Annotated in this window: 18 protein-coding genes; 6 read left to right on the forward strand and 12 right to left on the reverse strand. The window is 59.6% G+C overall.

The features are described 5' to 3' along the window. Positions 1-36: 36 nt before the first annotated feature. From clpB to rluD, 3 genes are all read right to left on the reverse strand, one after another. The gene (clpB, locus tag ACIGHL_RS10950; protein ID WP_128120136.1) at positions 37-2,601 is read right to left on the reverse strand and encodes an ATP-dependent chaperone ClpB; all 2,565 of its coding nucleotides are present in this window, start codon (positions 2,599-2,601) and stop codon (positions 37-39) included. 179 nt (positions 2,602-2,780) lie between these two features. Then, positions 2,781-3,515, reverse strand: coding sequence for a peptidoglycan editing factor PgeF (pgeF, locus tag ACIGHL_RS10955; RefSeq protein ID WP_128120137.1), 735 nt, complete (start codon positions 3,513-3,515; stop codon positions 2,781-2,783). Beyond that, a complete protein-coding gene (rluD, locus tag ACIGHL_RS10960; RefSeq protein ID WP_128120138.1) occupies positions 3,512-4,486 on the reverse strand; it encodes a 23S rRNA pseudouridine(1911/1915/1917) synthase RluD in 975 nt (324 codons plus the stop codon). Before rluD ends, pgeF begins: the two co-directional genes overlap by 4 nt. 289 nt (positions 4,487-4,775) lie before the next feature. Between rluD and ACIGHL_RS10965 the strand changes: the two genes are divergently transcribed. The 4 genes from ACIGHL_RS10965 to ACIGHL_RS10980 all read left to right on the forward strand — a co-directional run bounded on the left by ACIGHL_RS10965 (position 4,776) and on the right by ACIGHL_RS10980 (position 9,110). Next, the gene (locus tag ACIGHL_RS10965) at positions 4,776-5,783 is read left to right on the forward strand and encodes an outer membrane protein assembly factor BamD (protein WP_128120139.1); all 1,008 of its coding nucleotides are present in this window, start codon (positions 4,776-4,778) and stop codon (positions 5,781-5,783) included. Between the two features lie 60 nt (positions 5,784-5,843). After that, positions 5,844-6,080: a PP0621 family protein gene (locus ACIGHL_RS10970; protein WP_128120140.1), complete on the forward strand. Its 237-nt coding sequence runs from the start codon at positions 5,844-5,846 to the stop codon at positions 6,078-6,080. Then, a complete protein-coding gene (locus ACIGHL_RS10975) occupies positions 6,070-7,662 on the forward strand; it encodes a sensor histidine kinase (RefSeq protein WP_128120141.1) in 1,593 nt (530 codons plus the stop codon). The genes ACIGHL_RS10970 and ACIGHL_RS10975 overlap by 11 nt, the downstream gene beginning before the upstream one ends. Before the next feature lie 107 nt (positions 7,663-7,769). Next, a complete protein-coding gene (locus ACIGHL_RS10980) occupies positions 7,770-9,110 on the forward strand; it encodes a sigma-54-dependent transcriptional regulator (protein WP_128120176.1) in 1,341 nt (446 codons plus the stop codon). 39 nt (positions 9,111-9,149) lie between these two features. Here the strand turns inward: ACIGHL_RS10980 and ACIGHL_RS10985 are convergent, their stop codons facing one another. Beyond that, complete coding sequence (locus tag ACIGHL_RS10985) at positions 9,150-10,205, reverse strand: DUF2333 family protein (protein ID WP_128120142.1); 1,056 nt, start codon at positions 10,203-10,205, stop codon at positions 9,150-9,152. A gap of 217 nt (positions 10,206-10,422) precedes the next feature. On the opposite strand from ACIGHL_RS10985, the gene ACIGHL_RS10990 reads away from it, so the two are divergent. Both ACIGHL_RS10990 and ACIGHL_RS10995 read left to right on the forward strand, forming a co-directional pair. Beyond that, positions 10,423-12,036 (forward strand): response regulator, encoded by a 1,614-nt coding sequence (locus ACIGHL_RS10990; protein WP_216707182.1) that lies wholly within the window; start codon positions 10,423-10,425, stop codon positions 12,034-12,036. A 1,232-nt stretch (positions 12,037-13,268) separates the two neighbouring features. Beyond that, positions 13,269-14,048, forward strand: a complete 780-nt coding sequence (locus tag ACIGHL_RS10995; protein ID WP_241509123.1) for a methyl-accepting chemotaxis protein — start codon at positions 13,269-13,271, stop codon at positions 14,046-14,048. A 49-nt stretch (positions 14,049-14,097) separates the two neighbouring features. Here ACIGHL_RS10995 and ACIGHL_RS11000 read toward each other — a convergent pair whose 3' ends face one another. From ACIGHL_RS11000 to ACIGHL_RS11035, 8 genes are all read right to left on the reverse strand, one after another. Beyond that, on the reverse strand, positions 14,098-16,383 hold the full coding sequence (locus tag ACIGHL_RS11000; protein ID WP_216707181.1) for a YgiQ family radical SAM protein: 2,286 nt from the start codon (positions 16,381-16,383) through the stop codon (positions 14,098-14,100). Positions 16,384-16,493: 110 nt separating this feature from the next. Next, a complete protein-coding gene (alr, locus tag ACIGHL_RS11005) occupies positions 16,494-17,573 on the reverse strand; it encodes an alanine racemase (RefSeq protein WP_216707180.1) in 1,080 nt (359 codons plus the stop codon). Between the two features lie 81 nt (positions 17,574-17,654). Continuing rightward, positions 17,655-19,049: a replicative DNA helicase gene (gene dnaB / locus ACIGHL_RS11010; protein ID WP_045424438.1), complete on the reverse strand. Its 1,395-nt coding sequence runs from the start codon at positions 19,047-19,049 to the stop codon at positions 17,655-17,657. Between the two features lie 108 nt (positions 19,050-19,157). Continuing rightward, complete coding sequence (rplI, locus tag ACIGHL_RS11015; RefSeq protein ID WP_128120144.1) at positions 19,158-19,604, reverse strand: 50S ribosomal protein L9; 447 nt, start codon at positions 19,602-19,604, stop codon at positions 19,158-19,160. 20 nt (positions 19,605-19,624) lie between these two features. Next, positions 19,625-20,518, reverse strand: a complete 894-nt coding sequence (locus ACIGHL_RS11020; RefSeq protein ID WP_128120145.1) for a YybS family protein — start codon at positions 20,516-20,518, stop codon at positions 19,625-19,627. A gap of 34 nt (positions 20,519-20,552) precedes the next feature. Continuing rightward, a complete protein-coding gene (rpsR, locus tag ACIGHL_RS11025; protein WP_019340128.1) occupies positions 20,553-20,783 on the reverse strand; it encodes a 30S ribosomal protein S18 in 231 nt (76 codons plus the stop codon). Positions 20,784-20,811: 28 nt separating this feature from the next. Further along, the gene (gene rpsF, locus ACIGHL_RS11030) at positions 20,812-21,240 is read right to left on the reverse strand and encodes a 30S ribosomal protein S6 (RefSeq protein WP_128120146.1); all 429 of its coding nucleotides are present in this window, start codon (positions 21,238-21,240) and stop codon (positions 20,812-20,814) included. Between the two features lie 181 nt (positions 21,241-21,421). Then, positions 21,422-23,587, reverse strand: a complete 2,166-nt coding sequence (locus tag ACIGHL_RS11035; RefSeq protein WP_128120147.1) for a PAS domain-containing protein — start codon at positions 23,585-23,587, stop codon at positions 21,422-21,424. Between the last annotated feature and the right edge of the window lie 79 nt (positions 23,588-23,666).

Consider the following 23,666-nt stretch of genomic DNA (forward strand, 5'->3'; position numbering starts at 1 on the left):
ACCGCTCGATAGAAGGGTGCCTGCATCACCGGCGCATCAGGCGAAGACGATCTCATCTCCCTGTACGGTGCCCGATACACTCGTGCCTGGCTCGAATGCGCCGGACAATATCTTCTGTGCCAGCGGATTCTCGATCCAACGCTGAATCGCCCGCTTCAGAGGCCGAGCGCCATAGACCGGGTCGTAGCCAATCGCGACCAGTTTATCCATCGCTTCGTCACTTAGCTCCAGACTCAACTCACGCTCAGCCAGTCGCTGGCGCAGTCGACTCAGCTGGATGCGAGCGATGCCGGCAATCTGATCGCGGGCCAGCGGGTCAAAGACCACCACTTCGTCGATGCGGTTAATGAACTCCGGCCGGAAGTGCTGGCTCACTGCATCCATCACTGCTGCACGCTGCGCATCAGGATCGCCTACCAGCTCCTGGATCTGGGTCGACCCCAGGTTCGACGTCATGACGATCACGGTATTGCGGAAATCCACGGTCCGCCCGTGACTGTCGGTCAGCCGGCCATCCTCAAGCACCTGCAGCAAAATATTGAACACATCGGGATGCGCCTTCTCCACCTCATCGAGCAGGATCACCGAATAAGGTTTGCGCCGTACGGCCTCGGTCAGGTAGCCGCCCTCTTCATAGCCCACATAGCCCGGCGGTGCTCCAATCAGGCGCGCAACCGAATGTTTCTCCATGAACTCGGACATGTCGATTCGGACCATGGCCTCTTCGGTGTCGAAGAGGAATTCGGCCAAAGCCTTGCACAATTCGGTCTTGCCCACCCCGGTCGGGCCGAGGAACAGGAAGGATCCGCTGGGACGGTTCGGGTCGGCCAACCCGGCCCGCGACCGGCGAACCGCATTAGCCACCGACACCACTGCCTCGTGCTGCCCAATCACGCGCTGGTGCAGCAGGTCTTCCATCTTCAGCAACTTTTCGCGCTCGCCTTCGAGCATTTTCGAAACAGGGATACCGGTCCACTTCGAGACAACCTCAGCAATTTCCTCATCGGTCACCTTGTTACGCAGCAGTTGATTCTCGGTCTTGCCATGCTGATCGACCATCTGCAGGCTGCGCTCGAGGTCAGGGATGATGCCGTACTGCAGCTCAGCCATGCGCGCCAGGTCACCCTTACGCCGCGCAGCTTCCAGATCGGCCTTGGCTTGCTCGATCTTCTGCTGCATCTGGGCAGAGCCTTGTACTTCTGCTTTCTCCGACTTCCAGATCTCCTCGAGGTCGGCATATTCACGTTCGAGCTTGACGATTTCCTCGTCGAGCTTGGCCAGACGCTTCTTGGTGGCCTCGTCATCCTCGTTTTTCAGCGCTTCGCGTTCGATCTTCAGCTGGATCAGACGTCGATCAAGACGATCAAGCTCCTCCGGCTTGGAATCGATCTCCATGCGAATGCGGCTGGCCGCTTCGTCAATAAGGTCGATCGCCTTGTCCGGCAGCTGCCGGTCAGTGATGTAGCGGTGCGATAGTTTCGCCGCCGCGATGATTGCGCCGTCAGTGATGGAGACACCGTGGTGCACCTCATAGCGCTCTTTCAGGCCGCGCAGAATAGCGATGGTGTCTTCTTCACTCGGTTCGTCGACCTGCACACGCTGAAAGCGACGCTCCAACGCGGCGTCCTTCTCGATGTACTGACGGTACTCGTCAAGGGTAGTCGCGCCAACGCAATGCAGTTCGCCACGAGCCAGTGCCGGCTTGAGCATATTGCCCGCGTCCATCGACCCCTCAGCCTTGCCGGCGCCTACCATGGTGTGCAACTCGTCGATGAACAGAATGACCCGGCCTTCCTGCTTGCTCAGTTCGTTGAGCACCGCCTTGAGGCGCTCTTCGAACTCGCCGCGAAACTTCGCTCCAGCGATCAGCGACCCCATGTCCAGCGAGAGAAGACGCTTGTCCTTGAGCCCGTCCGGTACCTCACCGTTAACGATGCGCTGCGCCAAGCCTTCGACGATAGCGGTCTTGCCCACCCCTGGCTCGCCGATCAGCACCGGGTTGTTCTTGGTGCGTCGTTGCAGCACCTGAATGGTCCGGCGGATTTCGTCATCGCGACCAATCACCGGATCGAGCTTGCCATCCTCCGCGCGCTTGGTCATGTCGACGGTGTATTTGTCCAGCGCTTGCCGCGACTCTTCGGCGTTGGGGTCGTTGACGGCCTCGCCACCCCGAAGATTGCTGATGGCGTTTTCCAGAGCCTTCTTGCTCACGCCCTGGGCGAGCAGCAGCTTGCCCAGGCGACTGCTGCTATCCAAAGCAGCGAGCAGCACCAGTTCACTGGAGATGTATTGGTCGCCTTTCTGCTGCGCGAGGCGGTCAGCCTGGTTGAGCAAACGCGCCAGATCCTGAGACATGTTCATGTCGCCGGTCGGGTTTTGCAGTTTCGGCAACTGATCAAGCTCTTTGGTCAGCGCCTGGCGCAACCCATTGATGTCGAAGCCCACCTGCATCAACAACGGCTTGATCGATCCACCCTGCTGTTCAAGCAGCGCCTGCATCAAATGCAAGGGCTCGATGGACGAATGGTCGAAACCAACAGCAATGGATTGGGCATCGGAAAGCGCAAGCTGCAGCTTGCTGGTCAAACGATCGATACGCATGTAATCACCTTTCTAGGTAAGGCAGGCCGTGCGCTGAACCGCACCCGAACGAAAGCCTGCGAGATGGACCTTAGATGAGGTTGATTGTTGGAGATTCAAGCCATGCGACCTTGACGCAGGTCATGTCGTTGGTTTAACGCAGGCCAGATGCGAGACGCCAAGGTCGTGAGCCGCGCAACTCAGACCAGCCAGATCAGGCTGGCGAAGCGCCCAGTGCGGGCGGCACGGCGATAGGAGTAAAAACGGGGATCGCTGACGGTACAGAAACCGCCGCCGAAGACAGCCGTAACGCCACACGCAGCCAGACGGATTCGGGCGAGCTGGTAGATGTCCGCCATGAAGTGACCCGCGCGATGACTGGGGGTAAAGGCTTCGAAGCAAGCGGAGTGGCGAGAGATGAACGCATCACGCACCTCGCCGCCCACCTCGAATACCGCAGGGCCTATTGCAGGACCGAGCCACGCAATCAATTCTGGCCCAGGCACCGCCATGGCCGCCACGGTAGCCTCCAACATGCCGGCAGCTAGCCCACGCCATCCTGCATGGGCAGCCGCGACACGGGTCCCGTCGAGGTCGCAGAACAATACCGGCAAGCAGTCAGCGGTCAGTACCGCACAGGCAATACCCGCTTCACCCGTCCAGCAGGCATCGGCGGTGGGGCAACTGCGCGGATCGGCTTCAACAACACAATTCGAATGAATCTGGCTCATCCAGGCAGGCTCGCAACCGAGCAGCCGCTGCAAGCACTGTCGATTTGCAGACACCCGCTCGGGCACATCGCCGACATGATCGCCCAGGTTGAAGCCATCGAAAGGCGCTTGGCTCACGCCACCGCTGCGTGTAGTGACGCAAGCTCTCACACGCCGAGGTGCGGGCCAGTCGGGGCGGATCCAGCTCTCCGGCCAATCGGTCACCCGCTAAACGCCTCGCGATCCTGTTGCAACAACGTCAGCAGCCAGACAAAGTCATCCGGCAACGGCGATTCCCATTTCAACCGCTCGCCACTGATCGGATGGTTGAGCTCCAGAAAACGCGCATGCAATGCCTGGCGTGGAAAATCGCGCAGCGTTTGCACCATGGTCGGGTTCGCTGCCGGCGGGATACGAAAACGACCGCTATAAAGCGGGTCACCCACCAGTGGGTAACCGATGTGCGTCATATGCACACGGATCTGATGCGTACGCCCGGTTTCAAGCTTGACTCGAACATGAGTATGCGACCGGAAGCGTTCAAGCACCCGATAGTGACTCACAGCAGGCTTGCCGCCCTCGACCACCGCCATGCGCTGACGCTGCTGCCCATGCCGACCAATAGCTGCATCTATGGTGCCGCCTGTGATAATCACGCCGATGACGATAGCCTCGTAGATACGGCTGACGCTGCGTGCCTGCAGCTGTTCCACCAGACGCGTCTGCGCCTGCAAGGTCTTGGCCACCACCATCAGGCCGGTGGTGTCCTTGTCCAGGCGATGCACGATGCCGGCACGCGGCACGTTGATCAGATCAGGAACATGGTGCAACAAGGCATTGAGTAAGGTGCCGTCGGCGTGCCCGGCAGCAGGATGCACCACCAACCCGGACGGCTTGTTCAGCACCAGAATGTGTTCGTCTTCGAAAACGATATCCAGCGGAATGTCCTGCGCCACCCATTCGCCCTGAGCCTGCTGCTCGGCGGAAAGCTCCAGAACGGCACCCGCATGCACTGTGTCTCGTGGACGCAGGACAGCGCCATCAACGGTGAGCTGACCCTCTTTGATCCAGGCGGAGAGACGCGAACGGGAATGCTCGGAGAACAGCTGTGCCGCAACTTGATCGAGGCGCTGCCCGCCGAGGTCGTAGGGCACCTCGGCGCGGAGATGAATGGCCTGGGTGGTGATCGTGGACATAATTAAGGGCGCTTCAATAGTTGGAGAAGCAACCGTGCGATTCGCACCGATTGCGACAGGCGATGAGCCGCTACATGAGAAAGAGGTAGATGCTCTGATCGACAGGCAGGACGCCTATGGGCAGATCCTGAGTCTGAGCAGCCCCTCGACAGCGACGCGGGTGCAGCCTTTGGTTTCAGCAACACGCTTGTGTTTAAATACGGCGTCTTTGTCCCGGTCAGCCGGGGCGCCCATCATAACAGGACGGCTCAGCGCAAGACAGCCAGCCGTCACAGGGACGCAAGCCGCCATGCAAGTGAAACACCTGCTGCTGATCGCCATTTTCGCCCTTACCGCTGCCTGTTCGTCCAACGAAACCATCAGTGAAAACCTCGGCGAAGCGGAACTGTACCGGCAGGCACAGGCCGACCTGGACAATAAAAGCTTTACCAGTGCGATCAACAAGCTGAAGGCTCTCGAGTCCCGCTACCCCTTCGGCCGCTTCGCCGAACAGGCACAGCTCGAGTTGATCTATGCCTATTACCGCAACACCGAGCCGGAAGCCGCTCGCTCATCGGCTGAACGCTTTATCCGCCTGCATCCGCAGCACCCAAGTGTCGACTACGCCTACTACCTGAAGGGCCTGGCCTCCTTCGACCAGGATCGCGGTCTGCTGGCGCGCTTTCTCCCGCTGGACATGACCAAGCGAGACCCCGGCGCTGCACGCGATTCCTTCAACGAGTTTGCTCAGCTGACCACTCGCTTCCCGAACAGCCGCTACTCCCCAGATGCCAAGGCACGGATGGTCTATCTGCGTAACTTGTTGGCGGCGAACGAGATCCATGTCGCTGACTATTACCTGCGCCGCCAGGCCTACGTGGCCGCCGCCAATCGCGGGCGCTATGTAGTGGAAAACTTCCAAGGCACGCCCGCAGTCGGTGATGGCCTGGCCGTCATGACCGAAGCCTATCAGCGCCTTGGCCTCGAGGAGCTCGCTAGCACCAGCCTGGAAACGCTCAAGCTCAACTACCCGCAACACCCAAGCCTGGAAGAGGGTGAGTTCGTGCCTCGCCAGGAAGAGGCCGACAACCGCAGCTGGCTGTCCCGCGCCACACTCGGCCTGATCGATACCGAAAATAAAGCCCCGGACCGCTCGCAATCCAACCGCGACGTGGTGCGTCAGTATGAGAATGCTGCCCAGGATCTCCCGGACGAACTGCGCCCAGTGTTGAGAGAAGCGGAAACCGAAGCTGCAAAGGAAGAGCAAAGCGAAGACCGCTCCTGGTGGAGCTATCTGACCTTCGGCCTGTTCGACTGAGAACCCAACCGCAGCCTGCCAGAACGGCAGGCCCGCACGGCTTAGCCAGGAAGTAGATATATGGGCCTGTTTCGACTGTTGTTCTGGATCATCCTGATTGCAGCGGCGTTCTGGCTCTGGCGTCGCCTGACCAGCAAGCCTGCCGCCTCAGGCAAACCGCAACAGACCACGGTCATGACAGTTCGCTGTGTTCAATGCGGCGTGCATCTGCCACGTGAGCGGGCACTGCAGAGCCATGATCGGTGGTATTGCAGCCAGGCGCATCTGGAACAGGACAACAAGTCGGGTGGGAACTGAACGCCTGACGTTTTTCGGTTACAAGGGCCGACGAATCCTTCGGCTCTATCATCTCTATCGCGTCGTAATCGGCTTGGTGTTGGTTCTGCTCATTAGCAGCGACCTGCACAACGATTTGATGCGCATGACCAATCCCAAGGCGTTCTACTACGGCGCCTGGCTCTACCTGATTCTCAACATCTTCGCAGCCGTCTTGCTGCAGAACCCCAAGCGAGAACTGCCGGTACTGGTGCTCGCATTACTGGACGTCACCCTGCTGGCCGCACTGTTCTACTTCGCGGGCGGTACGCCAAGTGGCATCGGTAACCTGCTGATCGTAGCGGTCGCCATCGCGAACATCCTGCTGCACGGCCGCGTCGGCTTTTTCATCGCCGCAGTCGCCGCAACCGGCCTTATCTATCTGACGTTCTACCTCAGCCTAAGCGACAGCGCGGCAAGCAGTCAGTACGTCCAGGCTGCCGCACTTGGCACACTGTGCTTCGCCGCCGCACTATTGGTGCAGGGCCTTACCAGGCGGCTACAAGTCAGCGAAACCCTTGCCCGCCAGCGCGCCGAAGAGGTCGCAAACCTCGAAGCCTTGAACGCCCAGATTCTGCAGCGCATGCGCACCGGAATCCTTGTCCTCGATCCTCAGGAACGTGTGCTGCTTGCCAATCAGGGCGCTCTCGAGCTGCTCGGCCAACAATCACTGACTGGCGAACGACTAGCGCCGCGCTGCCCGGAAATCATCAAGGGCCTGCAACGCTGGCGTGACAATCCGACCCTGCGGCCGCGCAACTTCAAAGCCACGCCTGACGGCGCTACGCTGCAGCCAAGCTTCGCTACGCTTCAGCATGGCGTCAAACAGGACACGCTGGTGTTTTTGGAAGACATCTCGCAGATCGCACAGAAGGCCCAGCAGTTAAAACTCGCGTCGCTTGGCCGACTGACCGCCAGTATCGCCCACGAAATCCGCAACCCGCTCGGCGCTATCAGCCACGCCGCGCAATTGCTGCAGGAGTCAGAGGTGCTGGACGCTGCGGATTTACGGCTGACGCAGATCATTCAGGATCACTCGCGGCGCATGAACCTGGTCATCGAGAACGTGCTGCAGCTCTCGCGCCGACGCCAGGCCGAGCCACAACTGCTCGACCTGAAATACTGGGTGCATCGATTCGCCAGCGAATTTCGCCAGACGCTACCGCCTCAGCAGATTGTCCACGTGGATACTCAGGGCAGCTCACTGCAGACCCGCATGGACCCGAATCAACTGATTCAAGTGCTAACCAATCTGGTGCAGAACGGCCTGCGCTACAGTGGCCAGAAACATGACCAGGCACAGGTATGGCTGAAACTCTTCCGAGACGAGACGAGCGACCTCCCCGTATTGGAGGTACTCGACGATGGTGCAGGCGTGCCGGCCGAGCAGGTCCAGAATATCTTCGAGCCGTTCTTCACCACCGAGAACAAGGGTACGGGGCTGGGGCTGTATATCTCGCGCGAGCTCTGCGAAAGCAATCAGGCGCGGCTGGATTACCGTGAACGAGACGAGGGAGGCAGCTGCTTTCGTATCGTCTTTGCGCATCCGCGCAAGCTGAGCTGAGCCCGCCGAGAAGGCAACGGGTCACACATCGGCCACGGCCGCGGTACAACCAAGGTCATGTAGCGTTAACATTGCGGACCCGCACTACCATGTCGAAGACCGAGACCATGACCGTTCGCCAGAAAGCACTGATCATCGATGACGAACCCGATATCCGTGAGCTCCTGGAGATCACCCTCGGACGCATGAAGCTGGACACCCGCAGCGCCCGCAACCTCAAGGAAGCCAAGGAGTGCCTGGCGCGCGAGCACTACGATCTGTGCTTGACCGATATGCGGCTGCCTGACGGATGCGGTTTGGAGCTGGTGCAGTTCATTCAGCAGCAGTACCCACAATTGCCGGTCGCGATGATCACCGCCTATGGCAGTCTGGACACGGCCATTGGGGCGCTCAAGGCCGGGGCCTTCGACTTTCTCACCAAACCGGTGGATCTCGGTCGGCTGCGCGAACTGGTCAATACCGCGCTGCGGCTGCGCACGCCGAACCCAAACGAACTTACAGTCGACAGCCGCTTACTCGGCGCCTCGCCGCCGATGAATGTGCTGCGCAAACAGATCGGGAAACTGGCGCGCAGCCAGGCACCGGTGTACATCAGTGGCGAATCCGGCAGTGGCAAGGAATTGGTCGCGCGGCTGATCCACGAGCAAGGGCCCCGTCACGAGCGGCCATTCGTTCCGGTCAACTGCGGGGCGATTCCCTCGGAGCTGATGGAAAGCGAATTCTTCGGGCATAAGAAGGGCAGCTTTACCGGGGCGATGGAAGACAAGCCCGGGCTGTTCCAGGCGGCCAATGGCGGCACGCTGTTTCTCGACGAAGTAGCCGATTTGCCTCTGCCGATGCAAGTGAAACTGCTGCGGGCGATCCAGGAAAAGGCCGTGCGCTCCGTTGGCGGCGCCAAGGAAGTCGTGGTCGATGTGCGGATTCTTTGCGCCACCCACAAGGACCTGGCAAGCGAAGTCGCCGCGGGACGCTTTCGGCAGGACCTCTACTACCGGCTGAACGTCATCGAGTTACGCGTGCCGCCCCTGCGCGAGCGCCGCGAGGATATTGCCCAGCTGGCTGAGGTGATGCTTCGGCGCCTCGCCCAGGAATGCGGCGACACGCCGGCCCGGCTGCAACCCGATGCGCTGGCAAAACTGCAGAGTTATCGCTTCCCCGGCAACGTGCGCGAGCTGGAAAACATGCTTGCGCGTGCCTACACGCTCTGTGAAGGCGAAGAAATCAAGCCCAGCGACCTACGGCTTTCCGATGCACCCGGCATGCCGGAGAATGGCGAAGCAAGCCTGGCGCAGATCGACAATCTTGAAGACCACCTCGAAGAGGTCGAGCGCAAACTGATCATGCAGGCGCTGGAAGAAACCCGTTGGAATCGCACCGCCGCCGCCCAACGGCTGGGGCTGTCGTTCCGCTCCATGCGGTATCGGCTGAAGAAGCTGGGGCTGGACTGAGCACACAAACCGCGGCCCCGAAGGGCCGCGGAGCGCCCGTTATCCCTGCGAAAGCAGATTACGCAGGTCGATAATCGCCGCGTTGGCTCGTGAAATATAATTCGCCATGACCAACGAGTGGTTGGCGAGCACGCCATAACCGCTGCCGTTTAGCACCATTGGGCTCCACAGCGGTTCCTGCGCAGCTTCCAGTTCGCGGATGATCTGCCTGACGCTGATCGCGGCATTCTTTTTCGCCAACACGTCGGCAAAGTCCACTTCAATGGCGCGCAATAGATGCGACAACGCCCACGCTTGCCCTCGCGCCTCGTAGAACACGTTATCGATCTGCATCCAGGACGTCTCGACACGCTCTTCCTCAACCACTTGCCTGACGCCTTCGCCCCCAAGCTCCGGCGCCAGCTGCCCGTCCAAACGAACACGACCAACGCTGGCCGACAAACGCTGAGACAGCGACCCCAACCGGGTCCCCACATCACCAAGCCAGTTATTCAGGTTGTCAGCACGCGAGTAGAACTGCGCGTTGGCGGCCGGGTTGCTCAAACGCGCCAGGTAACGGTTGAGGTAACGAATACCGTTGCGGTATTCCGATTCGCTGGCGGGCAGAGCCCAGCTGCGATTGTCGAAGTTGAACAGCGGTTCGGCTTTGGACAGATCCGGGTCTTCAGTCGACTGGGACTGAGAACGCGCGAAATCCTTGCGCAGCGCACGACTGAGGTCGCGGACCTGAACCAGCACGCCGTATTCCCAGCTTGGCATATTGTCCAGCCAAATGCCGGGGGGTGCTATGTCGTTGCTCAGATAGCCGCCTGGCTTGTCGAGCAAGGTGCCCGCGACCTGTTTAAGGGTTTCGACCGTTGTGTAGCCATTAACAATCTGCTGCTGCGAAGCATCAGCGGCTTGCCGGACATGCTGCTGTACCGGGAACCGGTCAGGTTCGGAGCTCCAGTACCACCCGACCAAGAGGGCTATCAGTAAATAGAGGCCGATCAACAGGACGATCCCCAGCAGTAGCGGATTGCGAGTCGTCCCGTCCGCTCTGGCTGAATTTCCTGATAAGCCGAGGCGGCCGAAGCGATTCTTCCAATCCAACATGGGCGTCTGTCCTTCTCGTCATAAATTCAAAGATTCGATCGCCGGTCACGCAGAGCGTGCGGCATGTGAACCACTATAACGCAGCCGGTCGACAGCAAGCCTCATAATGAGAACCAGACCGCCTATCCGGCACGCTCTCAAAGGGCAGATAGGTGGTAGCATTGAGCCACTACAGTGGCCTCAGAGAGCACTGCCGCAGCGGGCCAGGGAACCGGACATGTCGGACCAGGAAGAACTCAAACAGCACTTCGCACAACGGGTCATCCACCAGGCTCGTGAGGTTCTCGAAGTCTGGCAGCAACTGCAACGCAGCGAATGGAATGACACTTGCCGGTCTGCGCTGGCGGATGCCAACCAGCGTTTGCGAAAATTCGCCGAGCGCTTCGAGCAAACTGAACATCGACTTCTCGCGCTTGGCATCGAAGATTGCCTGGGCGATATCAGCGACAATCGCGGACGACTGTCTAGCGACACCATCGCCACTCTCAGCCAGCTGGTCTACCGTCTTGCACGCACGGGCCTTCGCCATGGTGATCCGCGCGGGCAGTCTGCCTACGTACCGCCGTTGAGCAAACCCGTCTACATCGCACTGGAAGACCACCAACGCGCCCAACATGTGGTTCGCCAGCTGGAATTCTTCAGCATGAATGCGCAGGCCTTCGCCAGTGATGGCGAATTCCGCGCAGCGATGCATGAGCGGCACCCGGCCGCGATCGTCATGGACGTCGATTTCAATGGGCCCGGTGAAGGCCTGCGCCTTGCCGAGCGAATTCAGCAAGGTCTGGAAGAAAAGCTGCCGCTGATTTTTTTCAGCCATCAGGAAACCGACACACCGATGCGACTGGCGGCCGTGCGCGCCGGAGGGCTGGAATTCTTCACAGGCACCATCGATGCGTCGTGCCTTCTGGAAAAAATCGAAATCTTCACCCGCACCGCGCATTACGAGCCCTTCCGCGTCCTGATCATCGACGACTCGCGAGCCCAGGCGACACACACCGAAAGGGTATTGAACAACGCGGGGATCATCACGCAGACGCTCAATGAGCCGATTCAGGCGATCACTTACCTCGCCGAATTCCAGCCGGATCTGATCATCCTCGACATGTACATGCCCGAGTGCATGGGTACTGAACTGGCCAAGGTGATCCGGCAGCATGAGCGCTACGTCAGCGTACCCATCATTTATCTCTCGGCCGAAGACGACCTCGACAAGCAGCTCGACGCCATGAACGAAGGCGGCGATGATTTTCTGACCAAACCAATCAAACCCAGCCACCTGATTGCCACGGTTCGCACCCGCGCTGAGAGGGCCCGAAGCTTGAAAGCCAGGATTGTCCGAGACAGCCTGACCGGCCTTTACAACCATACGCACAGCCTTCAACTGCTCGAAGATGCCAGCTCACGTGCCCGCCGCGACGGGCAACCGTTGTGCTTCGCGATGATCGATATCGATCATTTCAAGAAGGTCAACGACACCTATGGCCATCCAATGGGAGACCGGGTAATCAAGAGCCTCGCCCTGTTTCTCAAGCAACGCCTGCGCAAGACCGACCACATCGGCCGCTATGGTGGTGAAGAGTTTGCGGTGGTCATGCCCGATACCACGGTGCAGAACGCTGCGAAGGTGCTGGACGAAATACGCGAACGCTTCTCCGAAATCCGCTACCCGGCGCAGCCAGTCGATCTGGCCTGCACCTTTAGCTGCGGCATTGCCGAGCTCACCCCAAGCGCGGACATCAAATCCCTGACTCAGCAGGCAGACGAAGCGCTATACAACGCTAAACATGCTGGACGAAACCGAGTGGACAAGTTCCGGCCGTCACAGAACTGACATCAAACAGCCATATCTTCTAGCCTCCAGAATTCCCGGAGGCCAGGATGCGCCTGAAGTCCCTTACCACCCTAAATACCTTGCTGCTCGTCGCCATTTGCTTTGCCCTCGGCGCAACGCTTTGGTGGTCGGAGCGCGCGCTGGAGCGTCCGTACCAGCTGATGGGTCAGTACCTGAGCCTTTCCCAGCGTTTTCAGCATCAGGTCGCCGACAATATCCAGGACTACCTAAGCAGTGGCGACGCCCTACGACACAAGGCCGCCCTGACTGAGCTAGAGGGGCTTGCAGCAGATGTGAGCGCCCTGCCCGGCCCGTTCGCCAATCGTCTACAGCCGAGCCTGGAACAGCTCCACCAGTTCGCTGCTACTGAGCTGCTCGCCGCAGGCAAGCTGGCAGGAGATCCTCAAGGCCTGCTACTCCAGGCCGAGCGTGAGATAGCAGGCGTACTGGAGCAGCTGCATCGCTATGCCGCGCAAGGTCAGCATGAAGCCGTCACTCGTTATCAACAGCCATTGTTCGAAGCAAGTCGACAACTGCTTCGCCTCAGCCACGCGAGAGCCAAGCTGACGGCCAGCGGCAACGACGAGTTGGCGGCCGAGGTAAAGCAAGCGCTGCAAGCAATAACGAAGGAAGCGCAAACGCTGCAAGCCCTACCGCTGCTCGGCGTTGCGAGTGAGCAAAAATCCGGCGCAAGCACCTTCGCTGCGCTCTTGGACCTCGACGAGCAAGCCCCAGCGCAGACAGCTGAAGACCAAGGCATCGCCTTCAAGCGCGACCTCTCCAGCCTCCTGACACGATATCCAGGAGAACTGCAACGCACACGCGGACTGATCGAGCAACGCCTGAAACTGATGGACAGCACAGAGCAGAAAGTCGCATCCCTACAAATAGCACTCGACGACCTGGAGCCAGAGATCCGCGCAGAACATAGCCGTATCCAAGCAGAAGTACGGCTGATTCAGGGCACCATCATCGCGTTGATTCTATTGGTTGCACTTGCCATTGATCGTTTGCAGCGCCAACTCACACGCTCGCTTGGGCAACTGGCCCCGGCGCTCTCCGCCTGGGCCGGCGGCGATTTCGAAAAACCTATCGATATTCGCTCCAAAACACCTGAGCTGGTCGAAATCGGCACGTCGCTCAACCAGCTACGCAGCTACCTGCTCACGCTTGTCGGCACGCTGCGCCAACATGCACAAGAGGTGACCGGCAATAGTCGGAGCCTCGCGGAAATGAGCAATGATCTGCACCAAGGCGCCAGCCGCCAGAGCAGCGACACCGCGCAGATCCGGGACGCGCTGGGCGAACTGGAAGCCACCATCCAGGATGTCGCTACCAGCGCAGACCAGACGGCCGAGGCCGGCCGCGCTGCGGGCCACGCCGTAACCCAGGGACAGCAGGTCATCGGCAGAAGCCTGACCGGACTGCACGGTCTGGTTAGCGAAGTGCAAAGCAACGCCTTGGCCATCGAACGCTTGGCTGACGAAACCGGAACGATTGGCAAGGTACTGATCGTCATTCGCTCGATCGCAGAGCAAACCAATCTGCTTGCTCTGAATGCAGCGATCGAGGCGGCAAGAGCTGGCGAACAGGGACGTGGCTTTGCCGTCGTAGCTGACGAGGTACGTACCCTGGCGCAACGCACCAGTGGTGCCACTGAGGAAATTCAGCTGCTGATCGGGAGCTTGCAGACCGCTGCACATCAATCGGTCCAAGCCATGCGCATCCAGGTCAATCACGCCGAAGAGACAGCCCAGCTGGCCGAGACGGCGGATTCGGCGCTGAATCAGATTGTGGTCACCATCGGTTCCATTGAGCAGATGGCCGCACAGATCGCGCTAGCCACCGCCCAGCAGAGCGAAGCGGTCAGCGAAATCCGTGGCCACAGCGAACGTATTCATCAGCTCGGCGATAGCAACCTGACGCATATCAGCCGTGGGCGTGAGCAGAGTGAACAGATGCTGCACCTGGCCAGCGAGCTGAACCAGGCGACACTGGCGTTCAAAGGCTGAACGCAGTCGTATAGAAGCTCTGGCGCCTCAGATGGGCGCCAGTTATGGCTCAACGAGGGACAGCGGGACGCTGGGAAGGCTTACGCCCCTTTGCGCTAGGCTTGCCGCCACCGGCTGCAGCCTTACGCCGCGCTTCGGCTGCCGCCTTGGCCTCTTCACGCTTGTCCCATGCATTGCCATCGTGGCTGCGCGGAGGCAAACCGTTGTGCTGGGTGAGAATCTTGCCGCCCTGTCCGGCCTTCTTGCTGCCGACCGGGGTCGAATTCTTGCGACGGGCGCTCTGATAGCCTTCGGTCGCAGGCTGATGCGCCGGGATCAGCTGATTCTTACCGCTACCGATCAGATCGCCGCGCCCCATCCGCTGCAAGGCTTCGCGCAGCATCGGCCAACCCTTGGGGTCGTGATAGCGCAGAAAAGCCTTGTGAAGACGGCGCTGTTCCTCACTTTTGACGATGGGCACGCCTTCGCTCTTGTAGGTGACCTTGCGCAGCGGGTTCTTGCCGCTGTGGTACATCGCCGTGGCGCTCGCCATGGGTGACGGATAGAAAGCCTGAACCTGATCGGCGCGGAAACCATTGGCTTTCAGCCACAGCGCGAGGTTCATCATGTCCTCGTCAGTGGTGCCAGGGTGCGCAGCGATGAAGTACGGAATCAGGTACTGCTCCTTACCCGCCTCCTTCGAATATTTGTCGAACATCCGCTTGAACTTGTCATAGCTGCCGATCCCCGGCTTCATCATCTTGTCCAGCGGACCGCGCTCGGTATGCTCAGGCGCGATTTTCAGATAGCCGCCGACGTGGTGGGTGACCAGCTCTTTCACGTATTCCGGCGATTCGACAGCCAGGTCGTAACGCAGCCCGGATGCGATCAGGATTTTCTTCACGCCAGGCAACGCACGCGCTTTGCGGTACAACTCGATCAAGGAGCTGTGGTCGGTGTTGAGATTCTCGCAGATGCCCGGATAGACGCAGGATGGCTTGCGGCAATGCTGCTCGATTTCAGCGCTCTTGCAGGCGATGCGGTACATATTGGCGGTCGGTCCACCAAGGTCCGATACCACGCCGGTGAAGCCCGGCAGCTTCTTCATCTCTTCGATCTCGTTCAGGATCGACTCGTGCGAGCGGTTTTGGATGATCCGGCCTTCGTGCTCAGTAATGGAACAGAAGGTACAGCCACCGAAGCAACCACGCATGATGTTCACCGAGAAGCGAATCATGTCGTAAGCAGGAATCTTCTCGCCGCCATAGGCGGGATGCGGCACGCGCGCATACGGCGATGCGAATACGTAGTCCATCTCTTCGGTAGTCAAGGGGATCGGCGGCGGGTTCAGCCAGATGTCATGATCGCCGTGACGCTGCACCAGAGCACGCGCGTTGCCTGGATTGGTCTCCAGATGGAGCACGCGATTGGCGTGGGCATATAGCGCAGGGTCGTTACGAACCTTCTCGAACGACGGCAGGCGGATCACGGTCCGGTCACGTTCGATCTTCGGACTGGGCAGAAGCTGGACGACCTTCGCCTCGTTCGGATCCTCGACTGGCCCCTTCTCCTGCTCGATGGCGCAGGCCTGCAAATCTTGCGTATTCACATAGGGGTTGATGATCTTGTCGACCTTGCCCGGACGATCGATACGGGTTGAGTCGATCTCGAACCAGCCTTCAGGCGCGTCACGCCGAACAAATGCAGTACCGCGAACATCGGTGATTTGCTCAACTGTCTCACCACGCGCAAGGCGTTGCGCCACTTCGACGATAGCCCGTTCGGCGTTGCCATACAGCAGGATGTCAGCCGTGGCGTCCATCAGGATCGAGCGGCGCACCTTGTCCTGCCAGTAGTCATAGTGGGCGATGCGGCGCAACGATGCTTCGATACCACCGAGCACGACTGGAGTGTCAGTGTAGGCTTCCTTGCAGCGCTGGCTGTAGACCAGGCTCGCCCGATCAGGGCGCTTTCCGGCTTGCCCGCCCGGGGTGTAGGCGTCGTCCGATCGGATCTTGCGGTCAGCCGTGTAGCGATTGATCATCGAGTCCATGTTGCCGGCAGCGATGCCAAAAAACAGATTCGGCTGGCCGAGCTTCATGAAGTCGTCTTTGCTCTGCCAGTTTGGCTGGCTAATGATGCCAACGCGAAATCCCTGGGCTTCCAGCAGGCGCCCGATGATGGCCATGCCAAACGACGGGTGGTCGACGTAAGCGTCCCCGGTCACGATGATGACATCGCATGAATCCCAGCCGAGCTGATCCATCTCCTCCCTGCTCATCGGCAGGAACGGCGCCGGGCCGAAACACTCGGCCCAGTACTTGGGATAGTCAAAAAGGGGCTTGGCTGCGTGCATGGCTAGAAACCGGGGCAACGAAAACGGGCGCGGAATATAGCACAAAAAATGATCAGGAAGGCCGACCAGATTAGTCGGCTTTTGCTGATGCTGCGCAAGCGAAACGGCGCCTAGCCGTTGATATAACGCCGCGGCACGCGCTGGGTAACCTTGGTCAGCAGCTCGTAGCCGATGGTGCCGCAGGCCTGCGCCAGCTCGTCGATAGGGATCTCGTTGCCCCATAACTCCACTGCGTCGCCAAGGCCCGCCGGCGGCAGATCGGTAACGTCGACCGCGAGCATGTCCATCGAGACCCGACCTGCCAGCGGAACACGCTGGCCACGGATCGCCACGCACGTCCCGGGCGGCGCCGTACGCGGATACCCATCAGCATAACCACAACTAACCGTGGCGATACGCGAAGGACGCTGGGCAACCCAACTGGCGCCGTAGCCGACACTTTCGCCCGAGGGAACCTCGCGGATCGCGATGATCGAAGCCGTCAGCGTCATTACCGGCTTCAGCCCCAGGGTCTTAGCGCTCAACTCGGCAAATGGCGAAGCACCGTACAGCATGATCCCGGGGCGCAGCCAATCCATGTGTGCAGCAGACATGGTCAGAACTGCGGCGGAGTTGGCGAATGAGCGGTTGTCGAATTCGAGATCCAGCAGACCAGTGAATTGCTCCAGTTGCGCCTCGTTGAGTGAATTGCCCCGCTCATCGGCGCAGGCGAAATGGCTCATCAAGTTGAGTTCTGCAACCTGCGTCGCACCTTGCAGGCGAGCATGGGCGCGGCGCAACGCATCGGCGCTGAAACCTAAGCGGTGCATACCGGAGTCAAGCTTCAGCCACAGACTCAACGGCCGCTCGATAGGTGCAGCCAGCAGCGCGTCCAGCTGAGCTTCTCCTTGAACGGCGACGTCCAACCCAAGCTCGGCCGCTGCGACATATTCGTTCGGCTCGAAGCAGCCTTCGAGTAACAACAGCCTCGCGTTCGAATCGACCGATCGAACCTGCTCCGCCTCTTCCAGCGACGCCACGGCGAACCCGTCCGCCACATCGCGTAGGCACTCAACTGCCGCGGGCGAACCATGCCCGTAAGCATTAGCCTTGACCACAGCGAAAGCCTTACGCCCTGGAGCGCACTGTTTGGCTAGCTGATAGTTGTGACGAAGCGCGGCAAGATCGACCGTTGCAACCAGGGGACGCATGGAAAGCCCTTCAGGACAGAAGTGAGCCGTTATTGTCCGGCGGTTTCTGTCAGGCCCGCAAGCGGGTGCGGCATCTACCGGTTATTCATCGTCGAACTGGTAACTGCCCGGCGCCAGGTTTTCGAAGCGAGAGTATTTACCAAGGAACGCCAGACGCGTGGTCCCAATCGGACCGTTACGCTGCTTGCCGATGATGATTTCGGCGACGCCCTTGTATTCCGTTTCGGGGTGATACACCTCGTCCCGGTAGACAAACATGATGATATCGGCGTCCTGCTCGATAGCACCAGATTCACGAAGGTCCGAGTTGATCGGGCGCTTGTTGGGGCGTTGCTCAAGCGAGCGGTTGAGCTGGGAGAGCGCGATAACCGGGCAATTGAATTCCTTGGCCAGGCCTTTCAGCGAGCGGGAGATCTCGGAAATCTCATTGGTTCGGTTGTCGCCACTGGAACCAGGAATCTGCATCAACTGCAGGTAGTCGACCATGATCATGCCGATTTCGCCATGCTCCCGGGCCAGACGTCGCGTACGCGCGCGCATTTCCGAAGGCGAGATACCGGCAGTATCGTCGATGAACAATTTGCGGTCGTTGAGCAGATTGACCGCTGAGGTCAGGCGCGGCCAATCGTCGTCGCTGAGCTTACCCGTCCGCACCTTGGTTTGATCGATCCGGCCAAGAGAGGCCAGCATACGAATCACGATGGAGTCGGCGGGCATTTCCAGCGAGAAGACCAGGATCGCCTTGTCGGAGCGCAAGACTGCGTTCTCCACCAAGTTCATCGCGAACGTGGTCTTGCCCATGGAAGGACGACCGGCCACGATGATCAGGTCAGCCGGCTGCAGGCCGCTAGTCGCCTCGTCCAGATCGGCAAAGCCGGTCGATAGGCCGGTAATGTCCTCGCCCGCGTTGAACAGCGAGTCAATCCGGTCGATGGCCTTGACCAGAATATCGTTGATCCCTATCGGCCCACCTGTATTGGGGCGCGCTTCGGCGATCTGGAAAATCATCCGCTCGGCTTCGTCGAGGATTTCATCTCCCGTGCGCCCCTGCGGCGCATAAGCGCTGTCGGCAATGTCGTTACTGATGCCGATCAACTGACGCAACGTAGCGCGCTCACGAATGATCTGCGCGTATGCCTTGATATTCGCAACCGATGGGGTGTTTTTTGCGAGCTCGCCCAGATACGCCAGCCCGCCGACCTGCGGCAGATGCCCTTCTTTATCCAGCTGCTCGGAGAGCGTCACTACATCGAATGGGGAGTTGCGCTCGGCGAGAGTAAAGATCGCCCGGAAGATAAGCCGGTGATCATGGCGGTAAAAATCGCCATCCGACACCTGGTCCAGCACGCGCTCCCACGCATTGTTATCCAACATCAAGCCGCCCAGCACGGCCTGTTCGGCCTCAATGGAATGTGGCGGCACCTTGAGCGCTGCGGTTTCCAGGTCGTATTGCTGGGGCACACTGATGTCGTTCATGGCACTCGAAATTCTTGGCATTCAGAAAAACAAAGGGCACGTTCCACTCGCGTGGAAACGTGCCCGATGGTAACCGTCAGGCACCAGAGGTGCCAGACGATAGCCGTATCAGCCAGCGATCACGATCAGCTTTACGGTCGCTTCAACGTCGGTGTGCAGGTGCACAGCAACGTCGTACTCACCAACCTGACGGATGGTGCCGTTAGGCAGACGGATTTCGCTCTTCGCCACTTCCACGCCAGAGGCGGTCAGCGCGTCAGCGATGTCGTGAGTACCGATGGAACCGAACAGCTTGCCTTCATCGCCCGCAGTAGCGGTGATGGTGACTTCCAGTTCAGCCAGCTGAGCAGCGCGAGTTTCGGCAGAAACCTTGCGATCAGCAGCAGCTTTTTCCAGATCAGCACGGCGAGCTTCAAACTCGGCAATGTTGGCCGGAGTTGCAGCAGTAGCCTTACGCTGCGGCAGCAGAAAGTTGCGGCCGTAACCAGACTTGACGTTTACCTTGTCGCCCAGGTTGCCCAGGTTTGCGACTTTTTCCAGCAGGATGACTTCCATTTGAGTCTTACCTCTTTAACTTAACCTTCACCGTTCGCAGGTCCCGCATCGTCATCACGAGATGCCCGACCGCGAAAATCAAACAAACTGTCGACAATGGCCACAACGGCCAGTAACGGATAAATCAACTGCATGAACAGCACCAGCGTGACGTAGAGCCCCACCAGCCAGAACCGAGACATCCGGTTCTTTGCGACCAGCCCGTGCACCAGCGCAATGCCGGCAAACACCAGCGGAACACTGCACAACGGCGCCAGCATCGCCACCTGCACACCGAGACTTGGTCCCAGCAGCATGCCCATCAGCAACACCATCGCAGGCAACGCTGAGAAACGCAGCGACCGGAACTCGAGACCAAAGCCACCGGGGTTGTACAACAATGCCTGCCAGTACCGACCAAGCATCAGACTGAGCAGCGTGGTGATCTGCAGTAGCCCTGCCAACAAACCGGTCAGAACCGGTGCCAGCAATGCTCCCAACCGGGCCTGCTCATCCACCGAAAGTTGCTGATAGGCATCCGACAACATGTCGGGTAGCACTTTTTGCAACTCGGTGGCGAGTGCCGCAATTGGCTCGCCAAAAACCATTCCCAGCGCCCAGGCATACAACAACCCGAGCCCTACGCTACACAGCATCACCCGGGACCAGGAGCTCTGGTTGCGCAACAACAGCGCTAACCCGAACGACCCCAGCAGCACCAGCAATGTCCGCGGATCACCGAAATACCACCAGACCAGCGCGGGCAATACAGCCCATACCAATACGCCCAGTGCATCATTCAACCCGCGACGCAGCAACACCAGGCTTCCCGCCGCAGCAGACAACCAGAACAACATCGGCAGCGCTGCACAGCCAGCCACAACAACAATTGCCTGCATACGGCCGCGCATGATGAACTCAGCCAGGGCGCGCATGCGATCTATCCTTTACGTCTGTCTAACAGTTCGATTAACGGCCGTGGCTGTCGGTGTAGGGCAGCAGGGCCAGGAAGCGGGCGCGCTTGATAGCGGTAGCCAGCTGGCGCTGATAGCGTGCTTTGGTTCCGGTAATACGGCTAGGAACGATCTTGCCGGTTTCGGAAATGTAGGCCTTCAGCGTGTTGAGATCCTTGTAGTCGATCTCTTTCACGTTTTCTGCAGTGAAACGGCAGAACTTACGACGACGGAAAAAACGTGCCATGAAATAGGCTCCTCAATAGGTCCGTGGATTACTCGTCAGCGTTGTTGTCGCGGCTGTCGCTGTCACTGTCACTGTCATTTTCATTGGCAGAGTCAGATTCAGGGCGATCACGACGCTCACGGCGCTCGCTACGGTTTTCCTCAGCCTTCAGCATCTCGGACTGTTCAGTCACGGCTTCGTCGCGACGGATGACCAGATTACGGATGACGGCGTCGTTGTAGCGGAAGTTGTCTTCCAGCTCAGCCAGTGCCTTACCACTGCACTCGACGTTCAGCATCACGTAGTGAGCCTTGTGGACGTTGTTGATGGCGTAAGCCAGCTGACGACGACCCCAGTCTTCCAGACGATGGATCTTGCCACCGTCCTCTTCGATCAGCTTGGTGTAACGCTCCACCATGCCGCCAACCTGCTCGCTCTGGTCGGGGTGGACCAGAAAGATGATTTCGTAATGACGCATTGTTGCTCCTTACGGGTTGCAGCCTGCCGCACAACGCGGATCAGGCAAGGAGTGAATCAGTTATGTTGACTTGCCAGCCAGAGAGGCGCGCAAACGCCTGGCATCCGGGCAAGGGGCGCAATTCTAGAGAAGCCCGGACGACCACGCAAGGCGATTTGGTGAATATTTAACCAACCAACGACTAGCTACGTCCTGCGATGGTCCGTTCGGCCTGAATGCTTTCGAGCAACGATCTGACTTGGTGGATATCGTAGGGCTTGAGCATGGTGCGCAGGTCGTCCAGCCCCACGTCCCGCGCATCGACGGCATAGCCCGAAGCAATGACGACACTCAGGCTGGCATCGCGCGACCTGGCCTCACGAACCAGCTCGATACCGCTCATGCCAGCCAGACCGACATCGGTAAGCAGCACGTCGAATGGATGCTGCTCGAGCTGCTTCAGCGCAGCCTCGGCCGACTCGCAGAGGCTGACCTGGTGCCCCAGCTCGTCCATGACTTCTCCGGTGAGCATGCGCAGCGTCGGGTCATCCTCGACGAACAGAATCCTAAGGCCTGACGCGTATGCAGGCTCGATCTGCTCGGATGAAGCTGATGCCGAGTCGCACTGCTCGGAAATCGCTGCTACACGCCCCCCCTGCTGACCCAGCGCAACGCGGCTCGGCAAGTAGACCCGGACCGTCGTACCCTCGCCTTCATCGCTTTCCAGCACAACGAATCCACCGCTCTGCTTGACGAAGCCATAGACCATGCTCAAACCAAGGCCGGACGAATTTTTATCTTTGCGCGTGGTGAAGAATGGCTCGAACGCGCGCTCGAGGATTTCCGGGCGCATGCCCTCGCCCTCATCGATGACCGCAAGCTCAACGTACGGACCGGGATCGGCGCCGGGCTGTCCCGCGAGCTGAGCTGCGTCCAGGCTAAGGTTGCGCAAGCGCAGGCAAAGAGTCCCGCCATCGCCCATCGCATCGCGCGCATTGACGGCCAGGTTGAGTATCGCCGCCTGCAGATTGCCGACATCGGCCAGCACTGGCCACAGGTCCGATGCGACGTCGACATCAACCTGGACAGCGCGCCCCAGGGCACCGTTGAGCAATTCGCTCATCTGACCGAGCAACTCACCGACATTCACAGATTGTGGCTGCAACGGCTGACGACTTGCGAAGGCCAACAGTTGCGACGCCAGACGAGCGCCCTTTTCTACACCGCCCACAGCCGACTCCAGCCGCCTCTGGGCCGTTTCGTCACCGCTCAGGTTGCGACGCAACAACTGCAGATTGCCGCCGATGATCTGCAACATGTTGTTGAAATCATGCGCAATGCCCCCGGTGAGTTTGCCGACAGCCTCAAGCTTTTGCGCTTGCATCAGGGCGGCCTGGGCGGTGCGACGTGCGGACTCGCTGTCGAGCAATTCGCGGCTGCGCTCTCGCACCAGCTCTTCGAGATGCTCGCGATACTCACGCAACTCCTGCTGGCTGCGATGCTGCTCGGTAACGTCGCTACCGAGCACGAAAATACCGGACGTTCGGCCGTCGTGCTCGACGATTGGCTGAAACACCAGATCGACGTACAGCTCCTCCGGTTCGGCACCTGGACGGCGGTTTAGCAGTGCCCGCATGCCTTTGTCGGTGTAGGGTTCGCCGGTGCGATACACCTCATCGAGCAGCGTAATAAAACCCTGGCCTTCCAGCTCGGGCAGCCCGTCACGCACAGGCTTGCCGAGCAGCTGGCGGTGGCCGGTAAGCTGCTGATATGCCTCGTTGACCAGCTCGAACACATGCTCGGGACCACGCAGAAAGCAGACGAAACCAGGCGCCTGGGCAAACAACCGGCGCAGTTGATTGCCTTCATCCTGTATGAACCGCGCTCGGGATATGATCGCCGCCTCGATCTGTTGAGCCGGCTGACCAGCAGGCTCTGCCGAGCGCAAGGAGTCCTTCAACTGCTGCAGTTCAGTGATATCCACGGTGTGCTGAAGGATGGCGATGACTTCGCCGTTATCATCCAACAACGGTGTGTGCGTCGCGCTCCAGTAGCGGTCCTCATATGCCGCACCGTTGCCGGAGCTGACCGCGATGGAATAGCGGATAACGGGCAAGGTATCCAAAGCCTTCGTACGCAGGACCCTAGCAAAGGAGTCGAGCAGTTCGTCGACATGAGTCGACTCGGGAAATTGCGGGTCGGCGGCAAACGCGTCCTGAATTCGCCGCCCAGCGATTTCCTCGATGCTGCGTGCGGTGAGTTCCAGGTAAGCCGCGTTCGCATCCAGAATTACCAGATCGGGATCCAGCAGCAGGTAGGCATTTGGCGAAACCCTGAACAGAGCCTCGAAAGACGGGCGTTGCGGCATACCACCTCCATGATGCGAGCCTGGCGCTGGTCGCGATCAAAAGCTGGCGCCAGGTCTACGCCCGACGCCCAGCCAAACC

Origin of the sequence: Pseudomonas sp. NPDC077451 (genome assembly GCF_044543345.1) — a bacterium.
In the GTDB taxonomy this organism is placed as follows: Bacteria; Pseudomonadota; Gammaproteobacteria; order Pseudomonadales; family Pseudomonadaceae; genus Stutzerimonas.

Excerpts from the sequence above, each read along its gene's own strand:
- ACIGHL_RS10980 (WP_128120176.1), top strand. The coding sequence starts at position 7,770 with ATGACCGTTCGCCAGAAAGCACTGATCATCGATGACGAACCCGATATC.
- rpsR (WP_019340128.1), bottom strand. The coding sequence starts at position 20,783 with ATGGCACGTTTTTTCCGTCGTCGTAAGTTCTGCCGTTTCACTGCAGAA.
- ACIGHL_RS11020 (WP_128120145.1), bottom strand. The coding sequence starts at position 20,518 with ATGCGCGCCCTGGCTGAGTTCATCATGCGCGGCCGTATGCAGGCAATT.
- ACIGHL_RS10970 (WP_128120140.1), top strand. The coding sequence starts at position 5,844 with ATGGGCCTGTTTCGACTGTTGTTCTGGATCATCCTGATTGCAGCGGCG.
- rplI (WP_128120144.1), bottom strand. The coding sequence starts at position 19,604 with ATGGAAGTCATCCTGCTGGAAAAAGTCGCAAACCTGGGCAACCTGGGC.
- ACIGHL_RS10985 (WP_128120142.1), bottom strand. The coding sequence starts at position 10,205 with ATGTTGGATTGGAAGAATCGCTTCGGCCGCCTCGGCTTATCAGGAAAT.
- ACIGHL_RS10990 (WP_216707182.1), top strand. The coding sequence starts at position 10,423 with ATGTCGGACCAGGAAGAACTCAAACAGCACTTCGCACAACGGGTCATC.
- alr (WP_216707180.1), bottom strand. The coding sequence starts at position 17,573 with ATGCGTCCCCTGGTTGCAACGGTCGATCTTGCCGCGCTTCGTCACAAC.
- ACIGHL_RS11000 (WP_216707181.1), bottom strand. The coding sequence starts at position 16,383 with ATGCACGCAGCCAAGCCCCTTTTTGACTATCCCAAGTACTGGGCCGAG.
- ACIGHL_RS10995 (WP_241509123.1), top strand. The coding sequence starts at position 13,269 with ATGAGCAATGATCTGCACCAAGGCGCCAGCCGCCAGAGCAGCGACACC.
- ACIGHL_RS11035 (WP_128120147.1), bottom strand. The coding sequence starts at position 23,587 with ATGCCGCAACGCCCGTCTTTCGAGGCTCTGTTCAGGGTTTCGCCAAAT.
- ACIGHL_RS10965 (WP_128120139.1), top strand. The coding sequence starts at position 4,776 with ATGCAAGTGAAACACCTGCTGCTGATCGCCATTTTCGCCCTTACCGCT.
- dnaB (WP_045424438.1), bottom strand. The coding sequence starts at position 19,049 with ATGAACGACATCAGTGTGCCCCAGCAATACGACCTGGAAACCGCAGCG.
- rpsF (WP_128120146.1), bottom strand. The coding sequence starts at position 21,240 with ATGCGTCATTACGAAATCATCTTTCTGGTCCACCCCGACCAGAGCGAG.
- clpB (WP_128120136.1), bottom strand. The coding sequence starts at position 2,601 with ATGCGTATCGATCGTTTGACCAGCAAGCTGCAGCTTGCGCTTTCCGAT.
- rluD (WP_128120138.1), bottom strand. The coding sequence starts at position 4,486 with ATGTCCACGATCACCACCCAGGCCATTCATCTCCGCGCCGAGGTGCCC.